This window comes from Klebsiella sp. K4 (assembly GCF_014596785.2).
Taxonomy (GTDB): Bacteria; Pseudomonadota; Gammaproteobacteria; order Enterobacterales; family Enterobacteriaceae; genus Klebsiella; species Klebsiella pneumoniae.
Genome location: NZ_CP115021.1, coordinates 1699307 through 1719736 on the forward strand (window position 1 = coordinate 1699307; position 20430 = coordinate 1719736).

At 60.6% G+C, this 20430-nt stretch carries 18 protein-coding genes and 1 riboswitch; of the genes, 8 read left to right on the forward strand and 10 right to left on the reverse strand.

Features of this window, described 5'->3' with window-relative positions; translation table 11 throughout:
• Positions 1-5: 5 nt before the first annotated feature.
• Positions 6-2039, reverse strand: coding sequence for a methionine--tRNA ligase (metG, locus tag IB144_RS08400; protein WP_040238200.1), 2034 nt, complete (start codon positions 2037-2039; stop codon positions 6-8).
• Positions 2040-2192: 153 nt separating this feature from the next.
• Here metG and apbC point away from each other — a divergent pair, with 153 nt between their 5' ends.
• A complete protein-coding gene (gene apbC, locus IB144_RS08405; protein WP_002912751.1) occupies positions 2193-3302 on the forward strand; it encodes an iron-sulfur cluster carrier protein ApbC in 1110 nt (369 codons plus the stop codon).
• Here apbC and IB144_RS08410 read toward each other — a convergent pair.
• On the reverse strand, positions 3299-3760 hold the full coding sequence (locus IB144_RS08410; RefSeq protein WP_020801631.1) for a GNAT family N-acetyltransferase: 462 nt from the start codon (positions 3758-3760) through the stop codon (positions 3299-3301). The genes apbC and IB144_RS08410 overlap by 4 nt on opposite strands.
• Positions 3735-4052: an RcnB family protein gene (locus IB144_RS08415; RefSeq protein WP_065888443.1), complete on the reverse strand. Its 318-nt coding sequence runs from the start codon at positions 4050-4052 to the stop codon at positions 3735-3737. Before IB144_RS08415 ends, IB144_RS08410 begins: the two co-directional genes overlap by 26 nt.
• Positions 4053-4235: 183 nt before the next feature.
• On the opposite strand from IB144_RS08415, the gene IB144_RS08420 reads away from it, so the two are divergent.
• The gene (locus IB144_RS08420) at positions 4236-5135 is read left to right on the forward strand and encodes a LysR family transcriptional regulator (RefSeq protein ID WP_004149074.1); all 900 of its coding nucleotides are present in this window, start codon (positions 4236-4238) and stop codon (positions 5133-5135) included.
• Here the strand turns inward: IB144_RS08420 and IB144_RS08425 are convergent.
• Together IB144_RS08425 and IB144_RS08430 are read right to left on the reverse strand one after the other, a co-directional pair.
• Positions 5125-6468: an NCS2 family permease gene (locus tag IB144_RS08425; protein WP_149358877.1), complete on the reverse strand. Its 1344-nt coding sequence runs from the start codon at positions 6466-6468 to the stop codon at positions 5125-5127. The genes IB144_RS08420 and IB144_RS08425 overlap by 11 nt on opposite strands.
• A 2-nt stretch (positions 6469-6470) precedes the next feature.
• Positions 6471-8282: an adenine deaminase C-terminal domain-containing protein gene (locus IB144_RS08430; protein ID WP_065888441.1), complete on the reverse strand. Its 1812-nt coding sequence runs from the start codon at positions 8280-8282 to the stop codon at positions 6471-6473.
• 120 nt (positions 8283-8402) lie between these two features.
• Here IB144_RS08430 and IB144_RS08435 point away from each other — a divergent pair, with 120 nt between their 5' ends.
• A complete protein-coding gene (locus IB144_RS08435) occupies positions 8403-9317 on the forward strand; it encodes a LysR family transcriptional regulator (RefSeq protein ID WP_004175111.1) in 915 nt (304 codons plus the stop codon).
• Here the strand turns inward: IB144_RS08435 and IB144_RS08440 are convergent.
• Entirely contained in the window at positions 9314-9736 is a 423-nt protein-coding gene (locus IB144_RS08440) for a universal stress protein (protein ID WP_004200472.1), read from the reverse strand. The genes IB144_RS08435 and IB144_RS08440 overlap by 4 nt on opposite strands.
• 185 nt (positions 9737-9921) lie before the next feature.
• Positions 9922-10019: riboswitch (TPP riboswitch) on the forward strand.
• Between the two features lie 34 nt (positions 10020-10053).
• Here IB144_RS08440 and thiM point away from each other — a divergent pair.
• The 3 genes from thiM (at position 10054) to fbaB (ending at position 12824) form a co-directional block, all read left to right on the forward strand.
• A complete protein-coding gene (gene thiM, locus IB144_RS08445) occupies positions 10054-10827 on the forward strand; it encodes a hydroxyethylthiazole kinase (protein ID WP_012541053.1) in 774 nt (257 codons plus the stop codon).
• Positions 10824-11624, forward strand: a complete 801-nt coding sequence (thiD, locus tag IB144_RS08450; RefSeq protein WP_002912707.1) for a bifunctional hydroxymethylpyrimidine kinase/phosphomethylpyrimidine kinase — start codon at positions 10824-10826, stop codon at positions 11622-11624. Before thiM ends, thiD begins: the two co-directional genes overlap by 4 nt.
• 147 nt (positions 11625-11771) lie before the next feature.
• The gene (gene fbaB, locus IB144_RS08455) at positions 11772-12824 is read left to right on the forward strand and encodes a class I fructose-bisphosphate aldolase (protein WP_002912704.1); all 1053 of its coding nucleotides are present in this window, start codon (positions 11772-11774) and stop codon (positions 12822-12824) included.
• 58 nt (positions 12825-12882) lie between these two features.
• On the opposite strand, the gene IB144_RS08460 is transcribed toward fbaB, so the two are convergent.
• The 3 genes from IB144_RS08460 to IB144_RS08470 all read right to left on the reverse strand — a co-directional run bounded on the left by IB144_RS08460 (position 12883) and on the right by IB144_RS08470 (position 16631).
• Positions 12883-14166: an RbtT/DalT/CsbX family MFS transporter gene (locus IB144_RS08460; protein WP_004175116.1), complete on the reverse strand. Its 1284-nt coding sequence runs from the start codon at positions 14164-14166 to the stop codon at positions 12883-12885.
• 81 nt (positions 14167-14247) lie between these two features.
• Entirely contained in the window at positions 14248-15855 is a 1608-nt protein-coding gene (locus IB144_RS08465; protein ID WP_020804246.1) for an FGGY-family carbohydrate kinase, read from the reverse strand.
• Positions 15856-15881: 26 nt separating this feature from the next.
• Positions 15882-16631 (reverse strand): SDR family oxidoreductase, encoded by a 750-nt coding sequence (locus IB144_RS08470; RefSeq protein WP_004180592.1) that lies wholly within the window; start codon positions 16629-16631, stop codon positions 15882-15884.
• Positions 16632-16885: 254 nt separating this feature from the next.
• Between IB144_RS08470 and IB144_RS08475 the strand changes: the two genes are divergently transcribed.
• On the forward strand, positions 16886-17887 hold the full coding sequence (locus tag IB144_RS08475) for a LacI family DNA-binding transcriptional regulator (RefSeq protein ID WP_004180590.1): 1002 nt from the start codon (positions 16886-16888) through the stop codon (positions 17885-17887).
• A gap of 22 nt (positions 17888-17909) precedes the next feature.
• On the opposite strand, the gene IB144_RS08480 is transcribed toward IB144_RS08475, so the two are convergent.
• Positions 17910-18851 (reverse strand): sugar-binding domain-containing protein, encoded by a 942-nt coding sequence (locus IB144_RS08480; protein ID WP_004144198.1) that lies wholly within the window; start codon positions 18849-18851, stop codon positions 17910-17912.
• 206 nt (positions 18852-19057) lie between these two features.
• On the opposite strand from IB144_RS08480, the gene dalD reads away from it, so the two are divergent.
• A complete protein-coding gene (gene dalD / locus IB144_RS08485; protein ID WP_002912678.1) occupies positions 19058-20425 on the forward strand; it encodes a D-arabinitol 4-dehydrogenase in 1368 nt (455 codons plus the stop codon).
• The last annotated feature ends 5 nt before the right edge of the window (positions 20426-20430 follow it).

Sequence of the window (20430 nt, forward strand, 5' to 3'; positions counted from 1 at the left end):
TTTTGTTATTTCACCTGCTGACCCGGCTTGGCGCCGTCGTCAGGGCTTAACAGGAAGATATCCTTCCCGCCAGGGCCGGCGGCCATCACCATGCCCTCGGAGATGCCGAAACGCATTTTGCGCGGCGCCAGGTTGGCGACCATCACCGTCAGGCGGCCAATCAGCGGCTGCGGATCCGGGTAAGCGGAGCGGATGCCGGAGAAGACATTGCGTTTTTCGCCGCCGAGATCCAGCGTCAGGCGCAGCAGCTTGTCGGAGCCCTCGACGAATTCCGCGTTTTCAATCAGCGCCACGCGCAGATCGACTTTGGCGAAATCGTCAAAGGTGATGGTCTCCTGAATCGGATCGTCCGCCAGCGGACCGGTGACCGGCGCCGCGGTGGCTTTCACCTCTTCTTTAGAGGCCTCCACCAGGGCTTCCACCTGCTTCATCTCGATGCGGTTGTACAGCGCCTTGAACGGATTCACCTTATGCGCCAGCAGCGGCTGCTGAATGGCATCCCAGCTCAGTTCGCTGTTGAGGAATGCCTCCGCACGCGCGGCCAGCTGCGGCAGGACCGGCTTCAGCCAGGTCATCAGCACGCGGAACATATTCAGGCCCATAGTGCAGATGGCCTGCAGGTCGGCGTCGCGGCCTTCCTGTTTCGCCACCACCCACGGCGCCTGCTCATCGACATAGCGGTTGGCCACGTCGGCGAGGGCCATGATTTCACGGATGGCCTTACCGAACTCGCGGCTGTCCCACGCTTCGCCGATGCTTTCCGCCGCGTCGGTGAAGGTTTTGTACAGCGCCGGGTCGGCCAGCTCAGCGGCCAGCACGCCGTCGAAACGCTTGCTGATAAAGCCGGCGTTGCGCGAGGCGAGGTTAACCACCTTGTTGACGATGTCGGCGTTCACGCGCTGCACGAAATCTTCCAGGTTCAGGTCGATGTCATCGATGCGTGAAGAGAGCTTGGCGGTGTAGTAGTAGCGCAGGCTGTCGGCATCGAAATGATTTAACCAGGTGCTGGCCTTGATAAAGGTGCCGCGCGACTTGGACATCTTGGCGCCGTTGACCGTCACGTAGCCGTGCACGAACAGATTAGTCGGCTTACGGAAGTTGCTGCCTTCCAGCATCGCCGGCCAGAACAGGCTGTGGAAGTAGACAATGTCCTTGCCGATAAAGTGATACAGCTCGGCCGTGGAGTCTTTCTTCCAGTATTCGTCGAAGCTGGTGGTGTCGCCGCGCTTGTCGCACAGGCTCTTGAAGGAGCCCATGTAGCCGATCGGCGCGTCCAGCCAGACGTAGAAATATTTGCCCGGCGCGTTGGGAATTTCGAAGCCGAAGTACGGCGCATCGCGGGAAATGTCCCACTGCTGCAGGCCGGATTCGAACCACTCCTGCATCTTGTTCGCGACCTGCTCCTGCAGGGCGCCGCTGCGGGTCCACGCCTGCAGCATTTCGCTGAACGAGGGCAGGTCGAAGAAAAAGTGCTCGGAGTCACGCATCACCGGCGTGGCGCCGGAGACCACCGATTTCGGGTCGATAAGCTCGGTGGGGCTGTAGGTCGCGCCGCACACTTCGCAGTTATCGCCATACTGGTCCGGAGATTTGCACTTCGGACAGGTGCCTTTCACAAAACGGTCCGGCAGGAACATGCCTTTTTCCGGATCGTAGAGCTGAGAGATGGTGCGGTTTTTAATAAAACCGTTCTCTTTCAGGCGGGTGTAGATAAGCTCCGACAGCTCGCGGTTCTCGTCGCTGTGCGTCGAGTGATAGTTATCATAGCTGATGTCGAAGCCGGCGAAATCGGTCTGATGCTCCTGACTCATTTCGCCAATCATCTGCTCCGGAGTGATACCGAGCTGCTGCGCTTTGAGCATAATCGGCGTGCCGTGGGCGTCGTCGGCGCAGATGAAGTTGACCTCGTGGCCGCGCATTCGCTGGTAACGGACCCAGACATCAGCCTGGATGTGCTCCAGCATGTGGCCGAGGTGGATGGAGCCGTTGGCGTACGGCAGGGCGCACGTTACCAGAATTTTCTTCGCGACTTGAGTCATAGTGAGCATTACATCTTCTGTTGTAAAAAGGGCTTCCGATATTACCAAAAGGGCTGTGGGTGCGCCATAAATGGCTGCCCATATATGGATAATCGTTACCTGTGATAAACTCTGTGATTACTGAAAGCATCTCAAAACAACAAAGGAGTCGGGATGAATTCGCAATCCCAGGCCAAATCCCCTGAGCGCCTACGTGCGATGGTCGCCGGGACGCTGGCCAATTTCCAGCACCCAACCCTGAAGCATAATCTCACCGCCCTTAAGGCGCTGCACCATGTCGCCTGGCTGGACGATACCGTCCATATTGAACTGCAAATGCCGTTCGTCTGGAGCAGCGCTTTCGAAGCGCTGAAAGAGCAGTGCAGCGCCGAACTGCTGCGCATCACCGGCGCGAAGGCCATCGACTGGAAGCTGACCCACAGCATCGCGACCCTCAAGCGGGTGAAAAACCAGCCCGGGGTCAACGGCGTGAAAAACATTATCGCCATCAGCTCCGGCAAAGGCGGCGTCGGTAAATCTTCTACTGCCGTAAACCTGGCGCTGGCCCTGGCGGCGGAAGGGGCGAAGGTGGGCATTCTGGATGCCGATATCTATGGTCCGTCGATTCCGACCATGCTGGGTGCGGAAGACAGCCGCCCGACCTCGCCGGACGGCACTCATATGGCGCCGATCATGAAATATGGTCTGGCAACCAACTCCATCGGCTACCTGGTGACCGACGACAACGCCATGGTCTGGCGTGGGCCGATGGCCAGCAAGGCGCTGATGCAGATGCTGCAGGAGACGCTGTGGCCGGATCTTGATTACCTGGTGCTGGATATGCCGCCGGGCACCGGCGACATCCAGCTGACCCTGGCGCAGAACATTCCGGTGACCGGCGCGGTGGTGGTTACCACGCCGCAGGACATCGCGCTGATCGACGCCAAAAAAGGCATCGTGATGTTCGAGAAAGTGGAAGTGCCGGTGCTGGGGATCGTGGAAAACATGAGCATGCATATCTGCAGCAACTGCGGGCACCACGAGCCTATCTTCGGCACCGGCGGCGCGCAAAAACTGGCCGAGAAATACCACACCCAGCTGCTGGGCCAGCTGCCACTGCATATTACGCTGCGGGAAGATCTGGATAACGGCACGCCGACGGTGGTGGCGCGTCCGGACAGCGAATTTACCGACATCTACCGCCAGCTGGCGGGCCGGGTGGCGGCCCAGATGTACTGGCAGGGAGAAGTGATCCCGGGTGAGATTGCCTTCCGCGCCGTTTAAGGCCGCGGCGAGCGCATTAGCCAGTATCTGCCCTCGGGCGACGCGCCCTGTGCTTCGATGGTCCAGCCATGACGCTGGTAGAAGCGCAGGGCGTTTTTATTTTCCATCAGGCACTTCAGCGTTCCGCTGGCGGTAAAGGTCCGTTCGACCTGCGCCAGCAGCGCGCTGCCGATATGTTTGCCTTGCCAGTCGGGGTCGACAAACAGATGGTGAAGGAAATTATCGGCGGTCCATACGGCGGCAAAGCCCACCGGCTGGCCGTCGCATTCCGCGACCCACAGCTGTTCATCCGCGGTGGCGGCATCGAAATCCTCCAGCCGCCACGCCGCGGCGGGAAGCCAGGTCCACGATAAACTGCGCGCCCGCAGGAAGATCTGGCGCAGCGCCGGAGAGTCCGCTGGCTCGCTGGGGCGGACGTGGAGATTGCGCGGATCAGCGGTGATAGAAGATCTCGCCATCGTACACTTTGAGGATTTTGCCTTCGGTATCGGTGATCAGCACGTAGTTACCGCCCATATAGGTCCAGTGGCTGCCGGCGTCCGGCGTAGGCAGGTTACGCTGCTGCCACTGTTTAATGTTGTATTCCGGGGTGAGATACATCGCCGGAACGGTGTCGCCGATGTGAAACTGGGTGAAATCGGCGGTGAACTCTTTCAGCGCATACTGATCGATCCCCGCGGCAGTAGCCGTCCAGCTGGCGCCAGCGGTGGCAAGAAGTACGCCCAGAAGCATCATTTTTGTTTTACGCATAGTTTCCTCAATATTACCTGGACTCAAAATAGCAGCCTCGTATCATTCCTGATGCGTTGCTGAAATGGCAAGCACTGGATTTTTAAAAAGTGTAAGCAAAACGCGGCGCAAGTCTTGTGCCGCTTGCGTTGCAGCGACGGTGATGCGTATTTTGGGAGCAATCTGAAGCAGGGGAGAATCAGCATGTTCAGGCTGGAAGATCTGACCTTATTTGTCCGCGCCGCGGCGCTGGGCAGTTTTAGCGACGCGGCGCGCGAGGCCGGGCAGCAGCCGGCGCAGGTCAGCGCGGCAATTAAGCGTCTGGAGACGATCCTCAATATTCGCCTGTTTGCCCGTTCGACCCGCAGCCTGCGCCTGACGCCGGAGGGGGAGACCTGGCTGCCCTACGCCACCCAGATGCTCGATACCCTCGAGGCCGGTCTGCAGAAGATCCAGACCCCGGATGATGAAGTTCGCGGCATGTTGCAGATTGCCGTGCCGTCGGACCTCGGGCGTAACCTGCTCCTGACCCTGTTCCGCGATTTCCGCCAACGCCACCCGGCGCTGCGCCTGCGGCTGCTCTTTTCCGATCAGCTGACCGACGTGTTTAAAGATCCGGTGGACGTTGCGTTTCGCTATGGCAATAACGACGATGCCTCGTTTATCTCGCTGCCGGTGGCGCCGGAAAATCGTCGGGTGCTGGTGGCCTCGCCTGAGTGGATCGCCCGCCATGGCGAACCGCAGACCCTCGAGGAACTCAGCCAGCACAATGCGTTGATCTACATTTTGCGCGGCCGTCCGTTCGACCGCTGGTCGCTGAGCCTCGACGGCGTGGTTCAGCAGCAGAAGGTTTCCGGCACGGTGATGAGCGACGACGCCGAGGTGATCCGTCGGCTGGCGATCGCCGGGGAGGGCATTGCCTATAAATCGATGCTCGACGTCAGCGACGATCTGCGGGCGGGGCGCCTGCGGCGCCTGCTGCCGCGTTATCAGGGGGATGTAGTGCCGTTGAATCTGATTTGTCCGCACCGCAAACAGCTCTCTGCCGCGGTGCGTTTGTTATATGAAGAGGTGAAATCACATTGTGAAGGGCTTAATGCCTGACTAAGGTCGCGAAGTAATACACCAGCGGGGCGGCCAATACCCACAGGCCAATCGGGATCTCCGGCCACTTACCGGCGATAGCCTTGATCACAATGTAAAACAGCAGCCCGCCGGCAATCCCGGTGCCAAAGCTGTTGGCGATAAGGGTGATCATCACCATCATCAACACCGGCAGCCCGTCGGTGAAGTTGCCAAGATCCACTTTGCGCAGGCCGCTGAACATGTTCAGGCCAATCAGGATCAGCGCCGGGGCGGTGGCTTCTTTCGGGATCATCAACGCCACCGGCGTGAACAGCAGCATCAGCAGGAACATTACCGCCGCCGACAGGGCGGTGAGGCCGGTTTTGCCGCCCGCTTCCGCTGCCGCCGAAGATTCAATCAGCGCTGTCGCCGCCGGAATGCCCACCCACGGGCCGAGCGCGGCGGCAATCGAATCGACCATGAACGGGCGATTAATCTGCGGCATGTTGCCTTCTTCATCCAGCAGACCCGCCTCGCCGCCCACCGCCAGCGTTGTCCCCATGGTGGAGAAAAACTCAGATGCGAAAAAGACGAACAGGAACGGCAGGAAGGCGATGTTTAACGCCCCCAGCAGGTCAACCTGTCCCAGCACCGGCGCCAGCGAGTGGGGGGCATCGATAAAATGCGTCGGCAGTTTAGTCACGCCGAACGGGATACCCACCAGGGTAGCGCACAGAATGGCCCACAAAATGGCGCCCGGAACCTTACGCGCCTGCAGGGCTATCGCCAGGAACAGGCCGCACAGCGCCACCAGCGCGCCGGGGGCGAGAAAGTCGCCGAGCATCAGGGCGTTGGTTTTCGCATTGGCCAGCACCAGCCCGGCATTACGAAAACCGAGGACGGCGACAAACAGGCCGATGGAGGCCGTCAATCCCAGCTTGATCGACTGCGGCACCGAGCGGGTGACCACTTCGCGCAGGCCAAAGCGGGTCAGCAGGAAGAAGAGGATCCCCGACCAGCAGGCAATTCCGAGGCCAGTCTGCCAGCCAATCCCTTCGCTACCGGCCAGCGTCACCCCCACCAGCACCGAGCCGCCAATGCCCGGGCCGACGATAAACGGCAGGTTGGCATAAAACGCCATCAGCAGCGAGCCGACGACGAAGACCAGAATGGTGCCGGTGGTGGCGGCGCCTTTATCCATCCCGCCGATCGCCAGCAGCCCCGGGATAACCACCAGTAAATAGGCGGCGGCGAGGAAACCGGTGATCCCGGCCAGGCATTCGGTGCGTAGCGTGCCGCCGCGCGAGCGCAGCGCAAAGCGGCGCTCCAGCCAGTTAGCGCGGGCGGAAGAGTGAAGTGTGTTATCGGCCATGCTCAGGCTCCCTGAGGATTATTGTTGTGATCGGTTGGCTCCGGGATCTCCCGGCAGGCTATCAACGGGTCGACTATCTGGCGGCTGCCGCCGTCGGTCAGACCCAAATCGGTTAAATGCGGCCCGGCGTTACAGGCAAGGCAGGTGCCTTCAATGGCCTTGAAGACCCGGTACGGCGGCTCCCAGTCGGCGACTTGGCTGCTCAGATCGCGCAGCTCGCGGAACTGACGCGCCAGTTCCGCGGCCGGGAGATCCGACAGCATGCCGGCAATCGGCATCGCCACATGGGCGAGGATCTCGCCCTGTTGCGCCAGCGCCATCCCGCCGCCGGAGGCGATAAGCTGGTTGGCCGCCAGCGCCATATCATTAGCGTCGCGCCCGAGCACCACCAGATTATGCGAGTCGTGGGAGTAGCTGGTGGCGATGGCGCCGCGCAGCTCACCCCAGCCTTCAAGCAGGGCGATTTGCGGCGTCGCCTGATGGCGGCCGTGGCGGTGCTTGACCCAGATCAGACTGAAGCCGGCGGGCAGCTGGACTATCCCGTCACGAACCTGCACTTCCACTTCGCCCCACTGGGTGAAGCGCGCGCCGCGGATATGGCGCAGGCGGGCGATGCCGTGACGAATGCCCTGGACGCGCAGAATAAAGTCATCGGCGCGGAGGGGGGCGATCTGCAAAGTATCGCGCGGCGGCGTGACGCCCGCGGCGGGCGCGATCGGTGTCAGCAGGTTGCCCGCGCGGGCCAGCAGCTTACCGCCTATGTAGACTTCGCGGGCCACCAGTTTCTCCAGGGAATCAAACACCACCAGATCGGCGCGCCGCCCGGCGGCAATTAGCCCGAGATCGTGGCGCTGCAGGCGAATAGCGGCGTTGAGGGTGGCGAATCGCAGCGCATCGACCGCCGGTAAACCGTGCTCGATCAGCAGGTTAAGCAGGGCGATGATCCCGCCTTTCTCCAGCAGCATATCCGGCGGCACGTCATCAGTGCAGACGGTGATCTGCGAGGAGAGGTGCGGCAGCGTTTTTAACGCCGCGACGATATCTGGCAGCAGATAGGGGTGCGAGCCGCGGATCTCGATCGTCAGCCCGGCGCGCAGTTTTTCCAGCGCGTCGTCCGCCGAGGTCAGTTCGTGATCGGAGGTGACGCCGGCGGCGAGGTAGGCCTGCAGGTCAGCGCCGCTCAGGCCGCGGGCGTGGCCTTCAATCAGTTTGCCGCTGTTGAGACCGGCCTGGACAATCTCCTGCATCCGCTCGCTACCGTGCAGCACGCCGTGCATATCCATCACCTCCGCCACGCCGCGCACTTCCGGCCAGCCGAGCATGGTCTCCATCTCCTCGCCGGCGAAATCAGCGCCGGACATTTCGAGACCCGGCGTGGAGGGGACGCTGGACGGCGCGGCGACCATCACCTGCAGCGGCAGATGGCGGCTGGCGTCCACCGCATAGCGCACGCCAGCGACGCCGAGGACGTTGGCCAGCTCATGCGGATCCCAGAACACTGCGGTGGTGCCCTGGGTGAGGACGATTTCCGCATAGCGCTCCGGCGGCAGATGCGAGCTTTCGAGATGCACGTGGGTGTCCATCAGGCCGGGGGACAGGTAGCCACCGGCCAGGGAACGCACTTCATGGGCGTCTTCGCGACTGCCGCGCGGGTGGACGCTGGCGATCATCTCGCCGACGATACCGACGTCAGCGGGGCGAATTTCGCCCGTGGCCATATCGACGATCTGCGCATCGATCAGCAGCAGATCAAACGGGGATTCACCGCGCGCGGCCTGCACGGCGCGACGGCGGACTTGAGCATTGCTGGACATAACCACTCCGGCACAAGGATAATGCGGATACTCTAGGGGCACAGCAAACGTTTGCCCAGATGAATAAATTTATCACCCGATAAGCTCGGGTTATTGTGCAGGACCACCGTAGCGAACCCGATGATGAACGAACCCTGGCAGCGGCTGCCCGCGCTCTCTCTTAAACAGCTTCAGTATTTCGTCACCCTGGCCCAGCTGCGCCATTTTACCGATACCGCCAGTCGGCTGGCGATTAGCCAGCCGGCGCTGAGCAGCGCCCTGCGGCAGATTGAAACGGTACTCGGCGGCAAACTGGTCAACCGTACCGCTGCGACGGTCACTCTGACTGAACTGGGGGCGGCGATTTTACCCCACGCCCAGCGGATCCTCAGCGTGGCGCAGGCGGCCTTTTCCGATATGCAGCAGATTGTCGAGGCGGGCGGCGACGGGACGGTGCGTATCGGTCTGGTGCCGTCGGTCAGTTCGCTGCTGTTTCCGCTGCTGCCGCAGACCCTGGCTGAGGCCTTTCCGCGTCTGCGCATTGAATTTCACGATCAGACCAACGATGCGCTTATCCAGGCGCTGCAGCGCGGCGAGATTGATTTCGGCATCGGGGCGATCGACAGCTCACTGCCCGCAGAACTGCTGGTCTATCCGCTGCGCGAAGATCCCTTCGTGGCGGTGCTGCACCGCGACGATCCGCTGGCCGCGCAGGCGCATCTGCCGTGGAAACAGCTGGTGGGGCGGGATATTGCTGTGTTCTCGAAGGGCAATATCCAGCGGCTGGTGGCGGCATTAGTGGAGAGCCATCGCCTGACGCTGACCACCCGCTACCAGGTGGACTATATCGAAACCCTGTATGGTTTGGTGCGCTCGCGCTTAGCGGTGGCGATTCTGCCGGCGCTGTACACCACCCATCTGCAGGACCCGGCGCTTAGGGTCGCCCACCTGCAGCAGCCGGCGCTCGCCCGCACAGTGGCCCTGATGCGCGGCCCGCAGGCGCTGCCCCCGCTTATTGAAGACTGTTTTTCTCTGCTGCAGGCCGCCTTGCGCTAGGGCAGGTGCTTGATCAGTACGTCCAGGTTTAAGTGGTTGATGTACTCCAGCGAGTGTGAGGAGAGGACGCCCAGCAGCCGGTTATGGTGCCCGGCAATAATTAAATCGATCTGCCGCTGCCGAACGCAGGTTTCCACGTCTTCAAACCGGCGGGTGGTCACCAGCGAGAGGGTATCCACCGGCAGGGAGACGGTGCAGGCCAGCTCGTTGAGCAGGGCTTTGGCCTGGATTACCTCCTGCGAGACCTGATCGTCGCGCAGGCTGTCGGAAACATAGTTCAGCGCCCGGTAATCGGTGCTAATGTGGGCGATGGTGATGCGCATGCCGTTCTCTTCTGCCATTCTGGCGGCATGCTGGAGCAGCGGGACGCCGTCCTGACTGCTGTTAATCAGTACCAGCGCATGGTGATAAACGGCCATGGCGTATATCCTCGGTAGGCTAAATAGCGCATGATGTCATTATTTTCCGCCCGCCAGCAGCGGAATGCAATCCCGCCCGGTCGCCTGATGAGCATGATGGCCGCGATGGTGTCGTATCCAGGGGTAAAGGCTTGTTGTATGAACCGGTGAGTTGCGGTAAATTCCACAACGCTTAACAATTTCACTATTTTGACTCGGGGTGCCCTTCTTCGTTGAAGGCTGAGAAATACCCGTACCACCTGATCTGGATAATGCCAGCGTAGGGAAGTCAGAGACCGCAGGGTCATTGCTTCTACCTCGTCTGGCGGGAGCAAACTATGCCTGAGCTGTTGAATCCCGCGCCTGTCGCGCACCTGCGCCATCTGCTGCGCGCCCATTCCCCCCTTGTGCACTGCATGACTAATGACGTGGTGCAGACCTTTACCGCCAATGTTCTGCTGGCCGTCGGCGCCTCGCCGGCGATGGTGATCGATCCCCGCGAAGCGGCGCAATTTGCCGCTATCGCTGATGCGCTGTTAATTAACGTCGGTACCCTGACCGAAGATCGCGCCGTGGCGATGCGCGCCGCGGTGGAGCACGCCCGTCAGGCCGGCAAGCCCTGGACGCTGGATCCGGTGGCGGTCGGCGCCCTGACCGTGCGCACGGCCTTTTGTCACGAGCTACTGGCCCTCCAGCCGGCGGCCATTCGCGGCAATGCCTCTGAAATTCTGGCGCTGGCCGGGATGAGCGCCGGTGGGCGCGGGGTAGATACCACCGATACGGCCGCCGCGGCGCTGCCGGCGGCCCAGGCGCTGGCTCGTCGGCTGGCTACCGTGGTGGCGGTCACTGGCGAGGTGGATTACGTCACCGACGGCGAGCGGGTGCTCAGCGTGGCGGGGGGCAATCCGCTGATGACCCGGGTGGTGGGCACCGGCTGCGCGCTGTCGGCGGTGGTGGCGGCGAGCGCGGCGCTGCCGGGAGACCGGCTGGAAAACGTGGCCGCCGCCTGCGGGCTGATGAAGCAGGCCGGGGAGATCGCCGCCCGTCAGGGAGGCCCAGGCAGCTTTATTCCGGCGTTTCTCGACGCGCTGTATCAGGAGGTGCAGGGATGAAACGCATCAACGCCCTGACCATCGCCGGCACCGATCCCAGCGGCGGGGCCGGTATCCAGGCCGATCTGAAAACCTTCTCCGCGCTGGGGGCCTATGGCTGCTCGGCGATCACCGCCCTGGTGGCGCAGAATACCCGCGGCGTACAGTCGGTCTATCGCATCGAACCGGATTTTGTGGCCGCGCAGCTCGACTCGGTGTTCAGCGATGTGCGTATCGATACCACCAAAATCGGCATGCTGGCGGAGACCGATATTGTGGAAGCCGTGGCCGAGCGGCTGGCGCGCTACCGGGTGGCCAACGTGGTGCTGGATACCGTCATGCTGGCGAAAAGCGGCGATCCGCTGCTGTCGGCTTCGGCGGTGGAGACCCTGCGTCAACGATTGTTGCCGCAGGTGTCATTGATCACCCCGAACCTGCCGGAAGCGGCCGCGCTACTCGATGCCCCCCATGCGCGTAACGAACGAGAAATGCTGGAGCAGGGACGGGCGCTGCTGGCGCTGGGCTGCGGCGCGGTATTGATGAAGGGCGGCCATCTCGACGATGCCGAAAGCCCGGACTGGCTCTTCACCCGCGAAGGGGAACAGCGGTTCACCGCGCCGCGAGTGCAGACCAAAAATACCCACGGCACCGGCTGTACGCTCTCCGCCGCGCTGGCGGCGCTGCGCCCGCGTCACGCGGACTGGGCGGCCACCGTTATCGAGGCGAAGGCCTGGCTGTCGGCGGCTCTGGCACAGGCCGACTCTCTGGAGGTAGGCCACGGTATCGGGCCGGTGCACCATTTCCACGCCTGGTGGTAAATGGCAGCGCAACGGGACAGCAGAATCTCCTGAAAAAATGGCCCCCCGGCTGGAAAATAGGCTAAGTCGGTACCAGGCTTAACCTGCCCAAAAAAATTGGGTTGGGATAATGCATGCCGGCTTCGGCCGGCCTTACGGGAGATTGCTATGACTGATATTACGCAGTTGCTGGGCAAAGATGCCGAGAGCCTGTTGCAGCACCGTTGTATAACCATTCCGTCCGACCAGCTGTATCTGCCTGGCGCAGATTATGTTGATCGGGTGATGGTGGATAACAACCGACCACCGGCGGTGCTACGCAATATGCAGACCCTGTACAATACCGGACGCCTGGGGGGAACCGGCTACCTTTCCATTCTGCCGGTTGACCAGGGCGTGGAGCACTCGGCGGGCGCCTCCTTTGCCGCCAACCCGCTGTACTTTGATCCGAAAAATATCGTCGAGCTGGCGATCGAAGCCGGCTGTAACTGCGTGGCGTCGACCTACGGCGTGCTGGCCTCGGTGTCGCGCCGCTACGCGCATCGCATCCCTTTCCTGGTGAAGCTCAACCATAACGAAACGCTGAGCTACCCCACCGAATACGACCAGACCCTCTACGCCAGCGTTGAGCAGGCGTTCAATATGGGGGCGGTGGCCGTGGGAGCGACGATCTATTTCGGCTCAGAACAATCGCGTCGTCAGATAGAAGAGATTTCCGCCGCCTTTGAGCGGGCCCATGAGCTGGGCCTGGTCACCGTGCTGTGGGCCTATCTGCGCAATTCGGCATTCAAGAAAGACGGCGTCGACTATCATGTTTCCGCTGACCTGACCGGTCAGGCCAACCACCTGGCGGCCACCATCGGCGCCGATATCGTTAAGCAAAAGATGGCGGAGAATAACGGCGGCTACAAAGCGGTTAACTTCGGCTATACCGACGATCGGGTATACAGCAAACTGACCAGCGATAACCCCATCGATCTGGTGCGCTACCAGCTGGCCAACTGCTATATGGGCCGCGCCGGGCTGATCAACTCCGGCGGCGCGGCGGGCGGGGAGACCGACCTTGCCGACGCGGTGCGCACGGCGGTGATCAATAAACGCGCCGGCGGCATGGGGCTGATCCTGGGCCGCAAAGCGTTTAAGAAATCGATGGCCGACGGCGTGAAGCTGATCAATGCCGTGCAGGATGTTTATCTGGATGGCAAAGTGACTATCGCATAAGGCAAAAATCCGGGCGGCACCGCCCGGATTGCGCATTGTTTGTACCAGATGCGGTTTATTAAGACTCTGCCGCGTTGGCGGTAAACGGTTTCGCATGCTGATCGCTGGTAAAGCCAGGCTGTTCAACGCGGATTAACGGGCACAGGAAGAAGGCCAGAATATATAAGGCGGTATAGGCTATTACCACGCCGATAGTGCTGAAATAGGGCAGCAGTACCACGGCAATCGCCGGCGCCAGAAAGTTCGACAGCCCGGCTGACAGGTTATAGACCGAAATCGCCGCGCCTTTATGGTTCGGCTCCAGCGCCGGGAACACCGCCGCCATCGGCACAAACGCGGCGACAAAAATCCCCAGGGCAATAGCCGGTACCAGCGCCATGGCAAAATTATGGCCGAAGTGCTGGGGCAGGTAATAGAACGCCAGGCTGGAAAGCGCCATCCCGATGCAGCCGAACCAGCGGATAACCTTCATCCAGCCCATTTTCTCCGCCACAATCCCCCAGAAAACGTTCGAAAAGATCGTGGTGAAGAAGAATGCCGCCCATACCTGCAGCCATTCCGAGGTGGTAAATCCCAGCTCATCAACAAACATCATCGGCATGATCACCGCAAAACCAAACAGCGACAGGGTGTTGATAATGCGCACAATGCTCGAGAACAGAATGCTGCGGTTGGTATAGAGCAGCGTCGCCGCGCGCCCCAGTTCGGCGAATTTTTCACGAGTGGTCAGGTTCTGCATATGGCGCGGCGTTTCGGTATGACGCATCGACACCAGCGCAATAATGCCGCCGGTGGCGCAAAAGAGCAGCGCCAGCCACAGGGTGCCCATTTCGCCAATGTGGGGAATGGTAAAGCTCGGAATATAGCTGCCGAACACGCCGATACCCACCGAGTAGACCGCCCAGAACCAGCCCAGCGCGGAGCTGGAACTGTCGCTGCGGACGTTGTGGATAATGGCGACGATAAAGGAGTAGAGGAACAGCGGGTAGGCCAGGCCGCGGATGCCATAAAACAGCAGGATCAGCGCATAGTTGGCGCGACCGAGGCCGAAGACGAGGAACAGTACGTGGAATACACACCACAGCACGAAGCCAATCAGCATGGCCTTGCGTGGGGTAATGATTTCCGCCACCACGCCGGAGACCCACGCCGACAGGGCGGCAGCCAGACCGTAGAGAGTAAAGGCAAAGGAAGCCTGCGCCGGGGTGAATCCGAGTGCTTTGATGTAGTGCGACAGAAAAGCCAGCTCAAAGCCGTCGCCGGTCATAAACACGGCGATGGCGACATATCCCCAGATGAGGTTGAGCGGTAGACCGTACCACTGTTTGTTATTAACGGACATGTTGACCTCGATTTCAGAGTGCAGATGAGTGTCTCCGCTGCACAGCAGCGGAGCATTATTGTTATAAAATAAGGAGGTATGTTATTCGCGAATCAGCCTGCCGGCCTGTTGTAGCGCCTTATAGGCCGCATACCTGCGCTGATGAAGCGGGCTAAACGCCGTCTCGCTGTGATAGGTGGCATCCACCTGAGTAAACTGCTTCATGGCCTCCGGCAGCGAAGCCGCGACTCTGCCCGCCACCGCGCCGAGGATGGCGGAACCTAACAGCACCGGCTCGCGGCTGGCGGTGCTCACGATGCTAACGCCGCAGGCGTCGGCCAACAGCTGACGCACCAGCGGATGCTGCCCGGCTCCGCCGCTGATGACGATATTTTCACTCTCAATTCCGCAGGCGCGCTGGGCGTCAATGATCTGTCGCAGACCATAGCCAATCCCGCATAGCCCGGCAACGTACAGCGCGGTCAGGTTATCCAGGTCCCGCTCCATCCCCAGCCCGGCAATCAGCGCTTTCGCGTGGGGATCGGCAAGCGGCGCGCGATTACCGAGAAACTCCGGAACGACGTGCAGACCGGCGGCCAGCGTTACCGCTTCAGAAGGCGAAGCAACTTGCGTCAGAACGCGATCCGCCAGCCAGACCGGCAGAGGGACGCCTGCGGCTTTCGCTTGCTCGCGCGCTTCCGCCGCCGCCGGATGGAAGCTCAGCAGCTGGTCGATAGCCGCGCCGGCGGCGCTTTGCCCGCCTTCACTTAGCCAGTAGCCCGGCACCATCGCCGAATAGTAAGGGCCCCAGACGCCCGGGACGAATACCGCTTCCTGAGTGGTGGTCATGGTGCAGGAAGAAGTGCCGAAGACATAGGCCATATTGTTGACCGCGCCGTTAAGCACGCCGACGGTACCGATGCCGCCCGCGTGGGCGTCAATCATCCCCACCGCCACCGGCGTGCCGATCGGCAGGCCCATCTCCTCTGCCGCCGTGGCGCAAAGGCCCTCGCCGCAGGGGGTGCCTGGATCGACAATCCGCTGGCCGATGCGGACAAAATCTTCATCCGCCAGCTCTGCGAGGCCAATCTGGCGGAAGTAACCGGCATCCCAGCGTTGTTCATGCGCCAGGTAGGTCCATTTACAGGTCACCGTGCAGACCGAGCGGGCTTCATCGCCGGTTGAGCGCCAGGTGAGGTAATCGGCGAGGTCGAAGAAGTGGCGCGCCTGCTGATAGATGTGCGGGCGATTCTCCTTCAGCCACAAAATTTTCGGCGTTTGCATCTCCGGCGAGATTTTGCCGCCAACGTACCGCAGTACCGGGTGGCCCGTGGCATTGATCTTTTCCGCCTGCCCGGTGGCGCGATGATCCATCCAGACAATAATGTTGCGGTCCGCATCGTCCGAAGGCCCGACCGCCAGCGGCGCATCGTTATCGCCAATCACCACCAGCGAGCAGGTGGCATCGAAGCCGATCCCGGCTATCGACGACGGCGAAACGCCGGCGCTGGCCACCGCCGTTTTAATGCAGTAGCACACCGCCTGCCAGATCTCACGGCTCGACTGCTCGACCTTGTTTCCGGCGCTGCGAAACAGGGTTATTTCCCGGGTCGCGTGGGCGAGGAGCTCGCCCCGCAGATTGAATACCCCGGCGCGCACGCTGCCCGAACCGACATCCACGCCAATAATGTTTTGCGTATCGTTTTGCATCACATCCTCTCACAGGCTGGCCAGGGTCAGAGATCCACGCTGTTCGGCAGGATCACAATGTCGCGCACGGTGACGTTTTTCGAACGCGTCACCATAAACAGCACCGACTCCGCCACTTCAATCGGCTGCATCAGGCTGCCGTTGGCCAGCGCTTCGTCCATTTTGGCTTTTGGCCAGTCGTCCAGCAGAGCGGTAACCACCGGGCCCGGCAGTACGGCGCCGACGCGCACGCCATACTGCGCCACCTGGCGACGAGTGGTGTGCACAAATGCCTGCACCGCGAATTTCGACGCGGTATAGACTGGCTCCCAGATCACCGGCACCACGCCCGCGATCGAGCTGGTGAAGATAATATCCCCGGATTTTTGCGCGATCAGATGCGGCAGGACGCTGCGCACGCAGCGGAAGGCGGCGTTGATATTAAGGTGCAGCACGCGGTCCCAGACGTCCGGGTCGCCCTCGGCCACCGGCCCGCCGATATAGGCGCCGGCGTTGGCGTGGAAGATATCGAGACGCCCGGTAAGCTGCAAAATGCCCTGCAGTAGGTTATCGACCTGGTCCGCCTGCATCAGGTCGACCTGCAGGGCGAAGGCGTTTTCGCCAAGTTCGGCGACCAGTTTGTTGAGCTTTTCGCCTTCGCGGTCGATCAGTACCACTTTTGCGCCAGCTCCCAGCAGGGTCCTCGCGCACTCGAGGCCGATACCGGACGCCGCGCCGGTGATCGCGGCGACTTTACCGCTGAGGGAAGTATTCATAGAGGAGACAGAGTGGTTCATTTTATAATCCTTTGCCGTATCTGGTTAAAACTATCGAACGCGAGGGCATCACGTTCGAGGTGATAGACTAAACCTGGTAACATATTGAATATCAGCATCTTAATTCAGGCTTGCTGGCATGTTGAGGCGGTATGCGCGCGTACTTCCTGGCGTGAAAAGGATGCTCAATCGATGAAGCTATGTTGCTCTCGCTTCATCGATTGAGCAAGTGGGGAAATTAACAGCGACATGATTTTGTGACGCAAGTTGGAAAAATGAAGAAGATAACGATTTACGACCTGGCGGAACTTTCCGGCGTTTCGGCGAGCGCGGTGAGCGCTATCCTCAACGGTAACTGGAAAAAGCGCCGCATCAGCGCCAAGCTTGCGGAAAAGGTGACGCGGATTGCCGAGGAGCAGGGCTATGCGATTAACCGTCAGGCCAGCATGCTGCGCAGTAAAAAATCACACGTCATCGGTATGATTATCCCCAAATATGATAACCGCTACTTCGGTTCCATCGCCGAACGCTTTGAGGAGATGGCCCGCGAGCGCGGCCTGCTGCCGATTATCACCTGTACGCGCCGGCGTCCGGAACTGGAGATCGAAGCGGTAAAGGCGATGCTCTCCTGGCAGGTTGACTGGGTGGTCGCGACCGGGGCGACCAATCCGGATAAAATTTCCGCGCTATGCCAGCAGGCGGGCGTGCCAACGGTCAATCTCGACCTGCCGGGCTCTCTCTCGCCGTCGGTGATTTCGGATAACTACGGCGGCGCGAAAGCGCTGACTCATAAGATCCTGGCTAATAGCGCCCGCCGCCGCGGAGAGCTGGCGCCGCTGACCTTTATCGGCGGGCGCAGCAGCGACCATAACACCAGCGAGCGTTTACGCGGCTTCCACGATGCGCATCGCGAGCTGGGGCTTAGCGTGCCGCAGGCGAATATTCTGGCTCCCGGCTATTCGAAAGGACACGTTGAGGACTGCCTGCAGGAGCGGTTTGGCAGCGCGAAGACGTTGTTGCAGGGGATATTTGTTAACTCGACGATATCCCTGGAAGGGGTTGTGCGCTGGCTGTCGCAGGTGGGTCTGACCGGCAGCGAGCAGCCGCCGATGGGCTGCTTCGACTGGGATCCTTTTGTCTACCTGCTGGGGCACGATATCGACATGGTGCAGCAGGACGTGCCGGCGATGCTGGACGCTGTTTTTTCGATTATTGACGCCGGCGAAGCCAGCCAGCAGCGGATTGAAATTCCCCCGCGACTGATGAGCAGCAGCTGAGTCGCTGTCTGGCTGTTAAACGTTACCGCGTCAGCAGCCAGCGGGCGGTATGCTCATCGGTCACCAGGCCATTGATCCAGCCGCCTTTAAGGGCGGCCAGGATCGCCGGTCGTTTATGTTCTCCACAGGCAGCGGCAATCCGCGGGCAGTGGCTCTGGCGGATATCATAGCTGGTGATCATGCGGTTGATCTCGCTGTCTACCACGTCGCCTTGCGCATCAATAAACCGCCCGAGGATCTCCCCGATGCCGCCGCGGGCGGTCAGCTCATCCATCTGCGCCTGATTGATAAAGCCGTCTTTAAAGATCGGACTTTGCGTGCCCAGCGGACCAATGCCGACAAAAATCACGTCCGCCTCGCGGGCGACGCCGGAGACGCTGCGGAATAAGCGATTGGTGCACCACATTTCATACTCATCCGCGCTTTGGGCGTAGCGCGGCGCCGGCCACTGATAGTACTTGGCCTTAATTTTGCGGGTCAGCAGCAGGGGCACGTCATCGTAATAATTGCACTGCCCGTCGGCGTTCATGGCGCTGATCAGCGCCACGCAGCGGGTATTCAGGCTGTCAAAATCGATGCGCTGCAGCGCTTTTTTCAGGGTCAGGCCCGAGCCCAGACCGATAATTTTCTCTTTATCATCCTGCAGATAGCGAGCCATCAGCTGATAGCAGCCAAATGACACACTGTCGAGGGTGCTTTCTTCGCTAAAGGCGGGGACCACATTGCACTCGATCAAGCGGTATTTTTCCTGCAGCAACTGCGCATAATCGAGGCAGTTCGCTACCGGATGGTGCAGATTAATCGACACAATCCCTTCTTCTTTCGCGGCGGCGATCAGCCGTTGCACCACCGGTCTGGAGGTGCCCAGCTGGCTGGCAATCTCGCTCTGATTCTGGCCGGCGATGTAGTACATCCATGCGGCACGCACCTTCTGATCCAACCGGATATCGTCTTCTTTACTCATGGTTTCCCGCCCTAAGTTGCTGGCCAGGGCACGCAATTGGCCCGGCGAATACCCGCATTCTCGCCGTGGTTGGCATAACTGGCAAGCTTTTGCTCTTTGCTGGTCATTTGTAATTTAATTGGGTAATTGCTCTTTTGTGATCTATGGCTCTTATTTTGGTCAAATGATCAATTACAGTGGCGCCATCAACTCAAGGAGAGCAGAACATGAACAATCAATTCACATGGCTTCATATCGGTCTGGGTTCTTTTCATCGCGCGCATCAGGCGTGGTATCTGCATCGTCTGATTGCTTCCGGGGATAATCGCTGGCGCATCGCGGCGGGGAATATTCGCAACGACGCCGAGCAGGTGGTCCAGGCGCTGGCGGCGCAGGGAGGACGTTACGTCCTCGAGACCGTCAGCCCGGAAGGGGAGCGCGAATATGAAGAGATCACCTCAATCCAGAAACTGCTACCGTGGCAGGCCGGGCTACAGCCGCTGATTAACGAAGGGGCAAACCCGCAGACCAAAGTTATCGCCTTTACCGTGACGGAAGGGGGGTACTACCTGAACACTCGCCATCGGCTGGAAACCAGCAACCCCGATCTGCAGGCCGACCTGCAAGGCGAGTGCAAAACCATTTACGGCACCCTCGCGCGGATCCTGGAAAAGCGCATGGCCGACAACGCCGGGCCGCTGACCCTGCTCAACTGCGATAACGTCCGTCATAACGGCGAGCGTTTCCACGACGGCATGGTCGAGTTCCTGCAGCTCACCGGCAAACAGGCGGTGATTGACTGGATGGCGGCCAATACCACCTGTCCGAACACCATGGTGGACCGCATCACCCCGCGTCCGGCGGCCGATCTGCCGGCCCGCATCAAAGCGCAAACCGGAATTGATGACAAAGCGCCGGTGATGGGGGAGACCTTTATCCAGTGGGTAGTGGAGAACAACTTCCGCGATGCCCGCCCGAATCTGGAGGCGGTCGGCGTGGAGATGGTGGAGTCGGTCATCCCGTATGAAGAGGCGAAAATCCGTATTTTGAACTCGTCGCACAGCTGCATTGCCTGGGCGGGAACCTTAATCGGCCAGCAGTATATTCATGAAAGCACGCTGACCGATGTTATCTACGCCATTGCCGACCGCTACGTTACGGAGGACGTTATTCCGTGTCTCGGCGATAACGGCATTGATCTGCCGACCTACCGGGATGTGGTGCTTAAGCGCTTTACCAACCCCTATATCCAGGACACCAACCAGCGCGTCGCCGCCGACGGCTTCTCGAAAATTCCGGCGATGATCGCGCCAACCTTGCAGGAGTGCTACCAGCGCGGCGTCCGCCCTGAGGCGACCGCCATGCTGCCGGCGCTGTTCTTCGTCTTTATGGAGCAGTGGCACAAGGGAACTCTGCCGTATCAGTACCAGGACGGCATCCTGGATGCGCAGGCGGTGCATGAGATGTTCGAGGCTCAGGATCCGGTGGCTGTCTTCGCCCGTGATAAAGCCCTGTTTGGTGATCTCGCCAACAACGCGGATTTCCTGGCGCTGATGCGCGAGAAAGTCGCCGCCGTTTACACGCTGATTAACTAAGAGGT

Bases quoted from the DNA above. Each gene is read 5' to 3' on its own strand.
- IB144_RS08465 (WP_020804246.1), bottom strand. From the start codon at position 15,855: ATGCAAAACGATACGCAAAACATTATTGGCGTGGATGTCGGTTCGGGC.
- fbaB (WP_002912704.1), top strand. From the start codon at position 11,772: ATGACTGATATTACGCAGTTGCTGGGCAAAGATGCCGAGAGCCTGTTG.
- IB144_RS08425 (WP_149358877.1), bottom strand. From the start codon at position 6,468: ATGGCCGATAACACACTTCACTCTTCCGCCCGCGCTAACTGGCTGGAG.
- IB144_RS08475 (WP_004180590.1), top strand. From the start codon at position 16,886: ATGAAGAAGATAACGATTTACGACCTGGCGGAACTTTCCGGCGTTTCG.
- IB144_RS08430 (WP_065888441.1), bottom strand. From the start codon at position 8,282: ATGTCCAGCAATGCTCAAGTCCGCCGTCGCGCCGTGCAGGCCGCGCGC.
- IB144_RS08480 (WP_004144198.1), bottom strand. From the start codon at position 18,851: ATGAGTAAAGAAGACGATATCCGGTTGGATCAGAAGGTGCGTGCCGCA.
- thiD (WP_002912707.1), top strand. From the start codon at position 10,824: ATGAAACGCATCAACGCCCTGACCATCGCCGGCACCGATCCCAGCGGC.
- IB144_RS08435 (WP_004175111.1), top strand. From the start codon at position 8,403: ATGATGAACGAACCCTGGCAGCGGCTGCCCGCGCTCTCTCTTAAACAG.
- IB144_RS08415 (WP_065888443.1), bottom strand. From the start codon at position 4,052: ATGCGTAAAACAAAAATGATGCTTCTGGGCGTACTTCTTGCCACCGCT.
- IB144_RS08470 (WP_004180592.1), bottom strand. From the start codon at position 16,631: ATGAACCACTCTGTCTCCTCTATGAATACTTCCCTCAGCGGTAAAGTC.
- apbC (WP_002912751.1), top strand. From the start codon at position 2,193: ATGAATTCGCAATCCCAGGCCAAATCCCCTGAGCGCCTACGTGCGATG.
- IB144_RS08460 (WP_004175116.1), bottom strand. From the start codon at position 14,166: ATGTCCGTTAATAACAAACAGTGGTACGGTCTACCGCTCAACCTCATC.
- IB144_RS08410 (WP_020801631.1), bottom strand. From the start codon at position 3,760: ATGGCGAGATCTTCTATCACCGCTGATCCGCGCAATCTCCACGTCCGC.
- dalD (WP_002912678.1), top strand. From the start codon at position 19,058: ATGAACAATCAATTCACATGGCTTCATATCGGTCTGGGTTCTTTTCAT.
- thiM (WP_012541053.1), top strand. From the start codon at position 10,054: ATGCCTGAGCTGTTGAATCCCGCGCCTGTCGCGCACCTGCGCCATCTG.
- IB144_RS08420 (WP_004149074.1), top strand. From the start codon at position 4,236: ATGTTCAGGCTGGAAGATCTGACCTTATTTGTCCGCGCCGCGGCGCTG.
- IB144_RS08440 (WP_004200472.1), bottom strand. From the start codon at position 9,736: ATGGCCGTTTATCACCATGCGCTGGTACTGATTAACAGCAGTCAGGAC.
- metG (WP_040238200.1), bottom strand. From the start codon at position 2,039: ATGACTCAAGTCGCGAAGAAAATTCTGGTAACGTGCGCCCTGCCGTAC.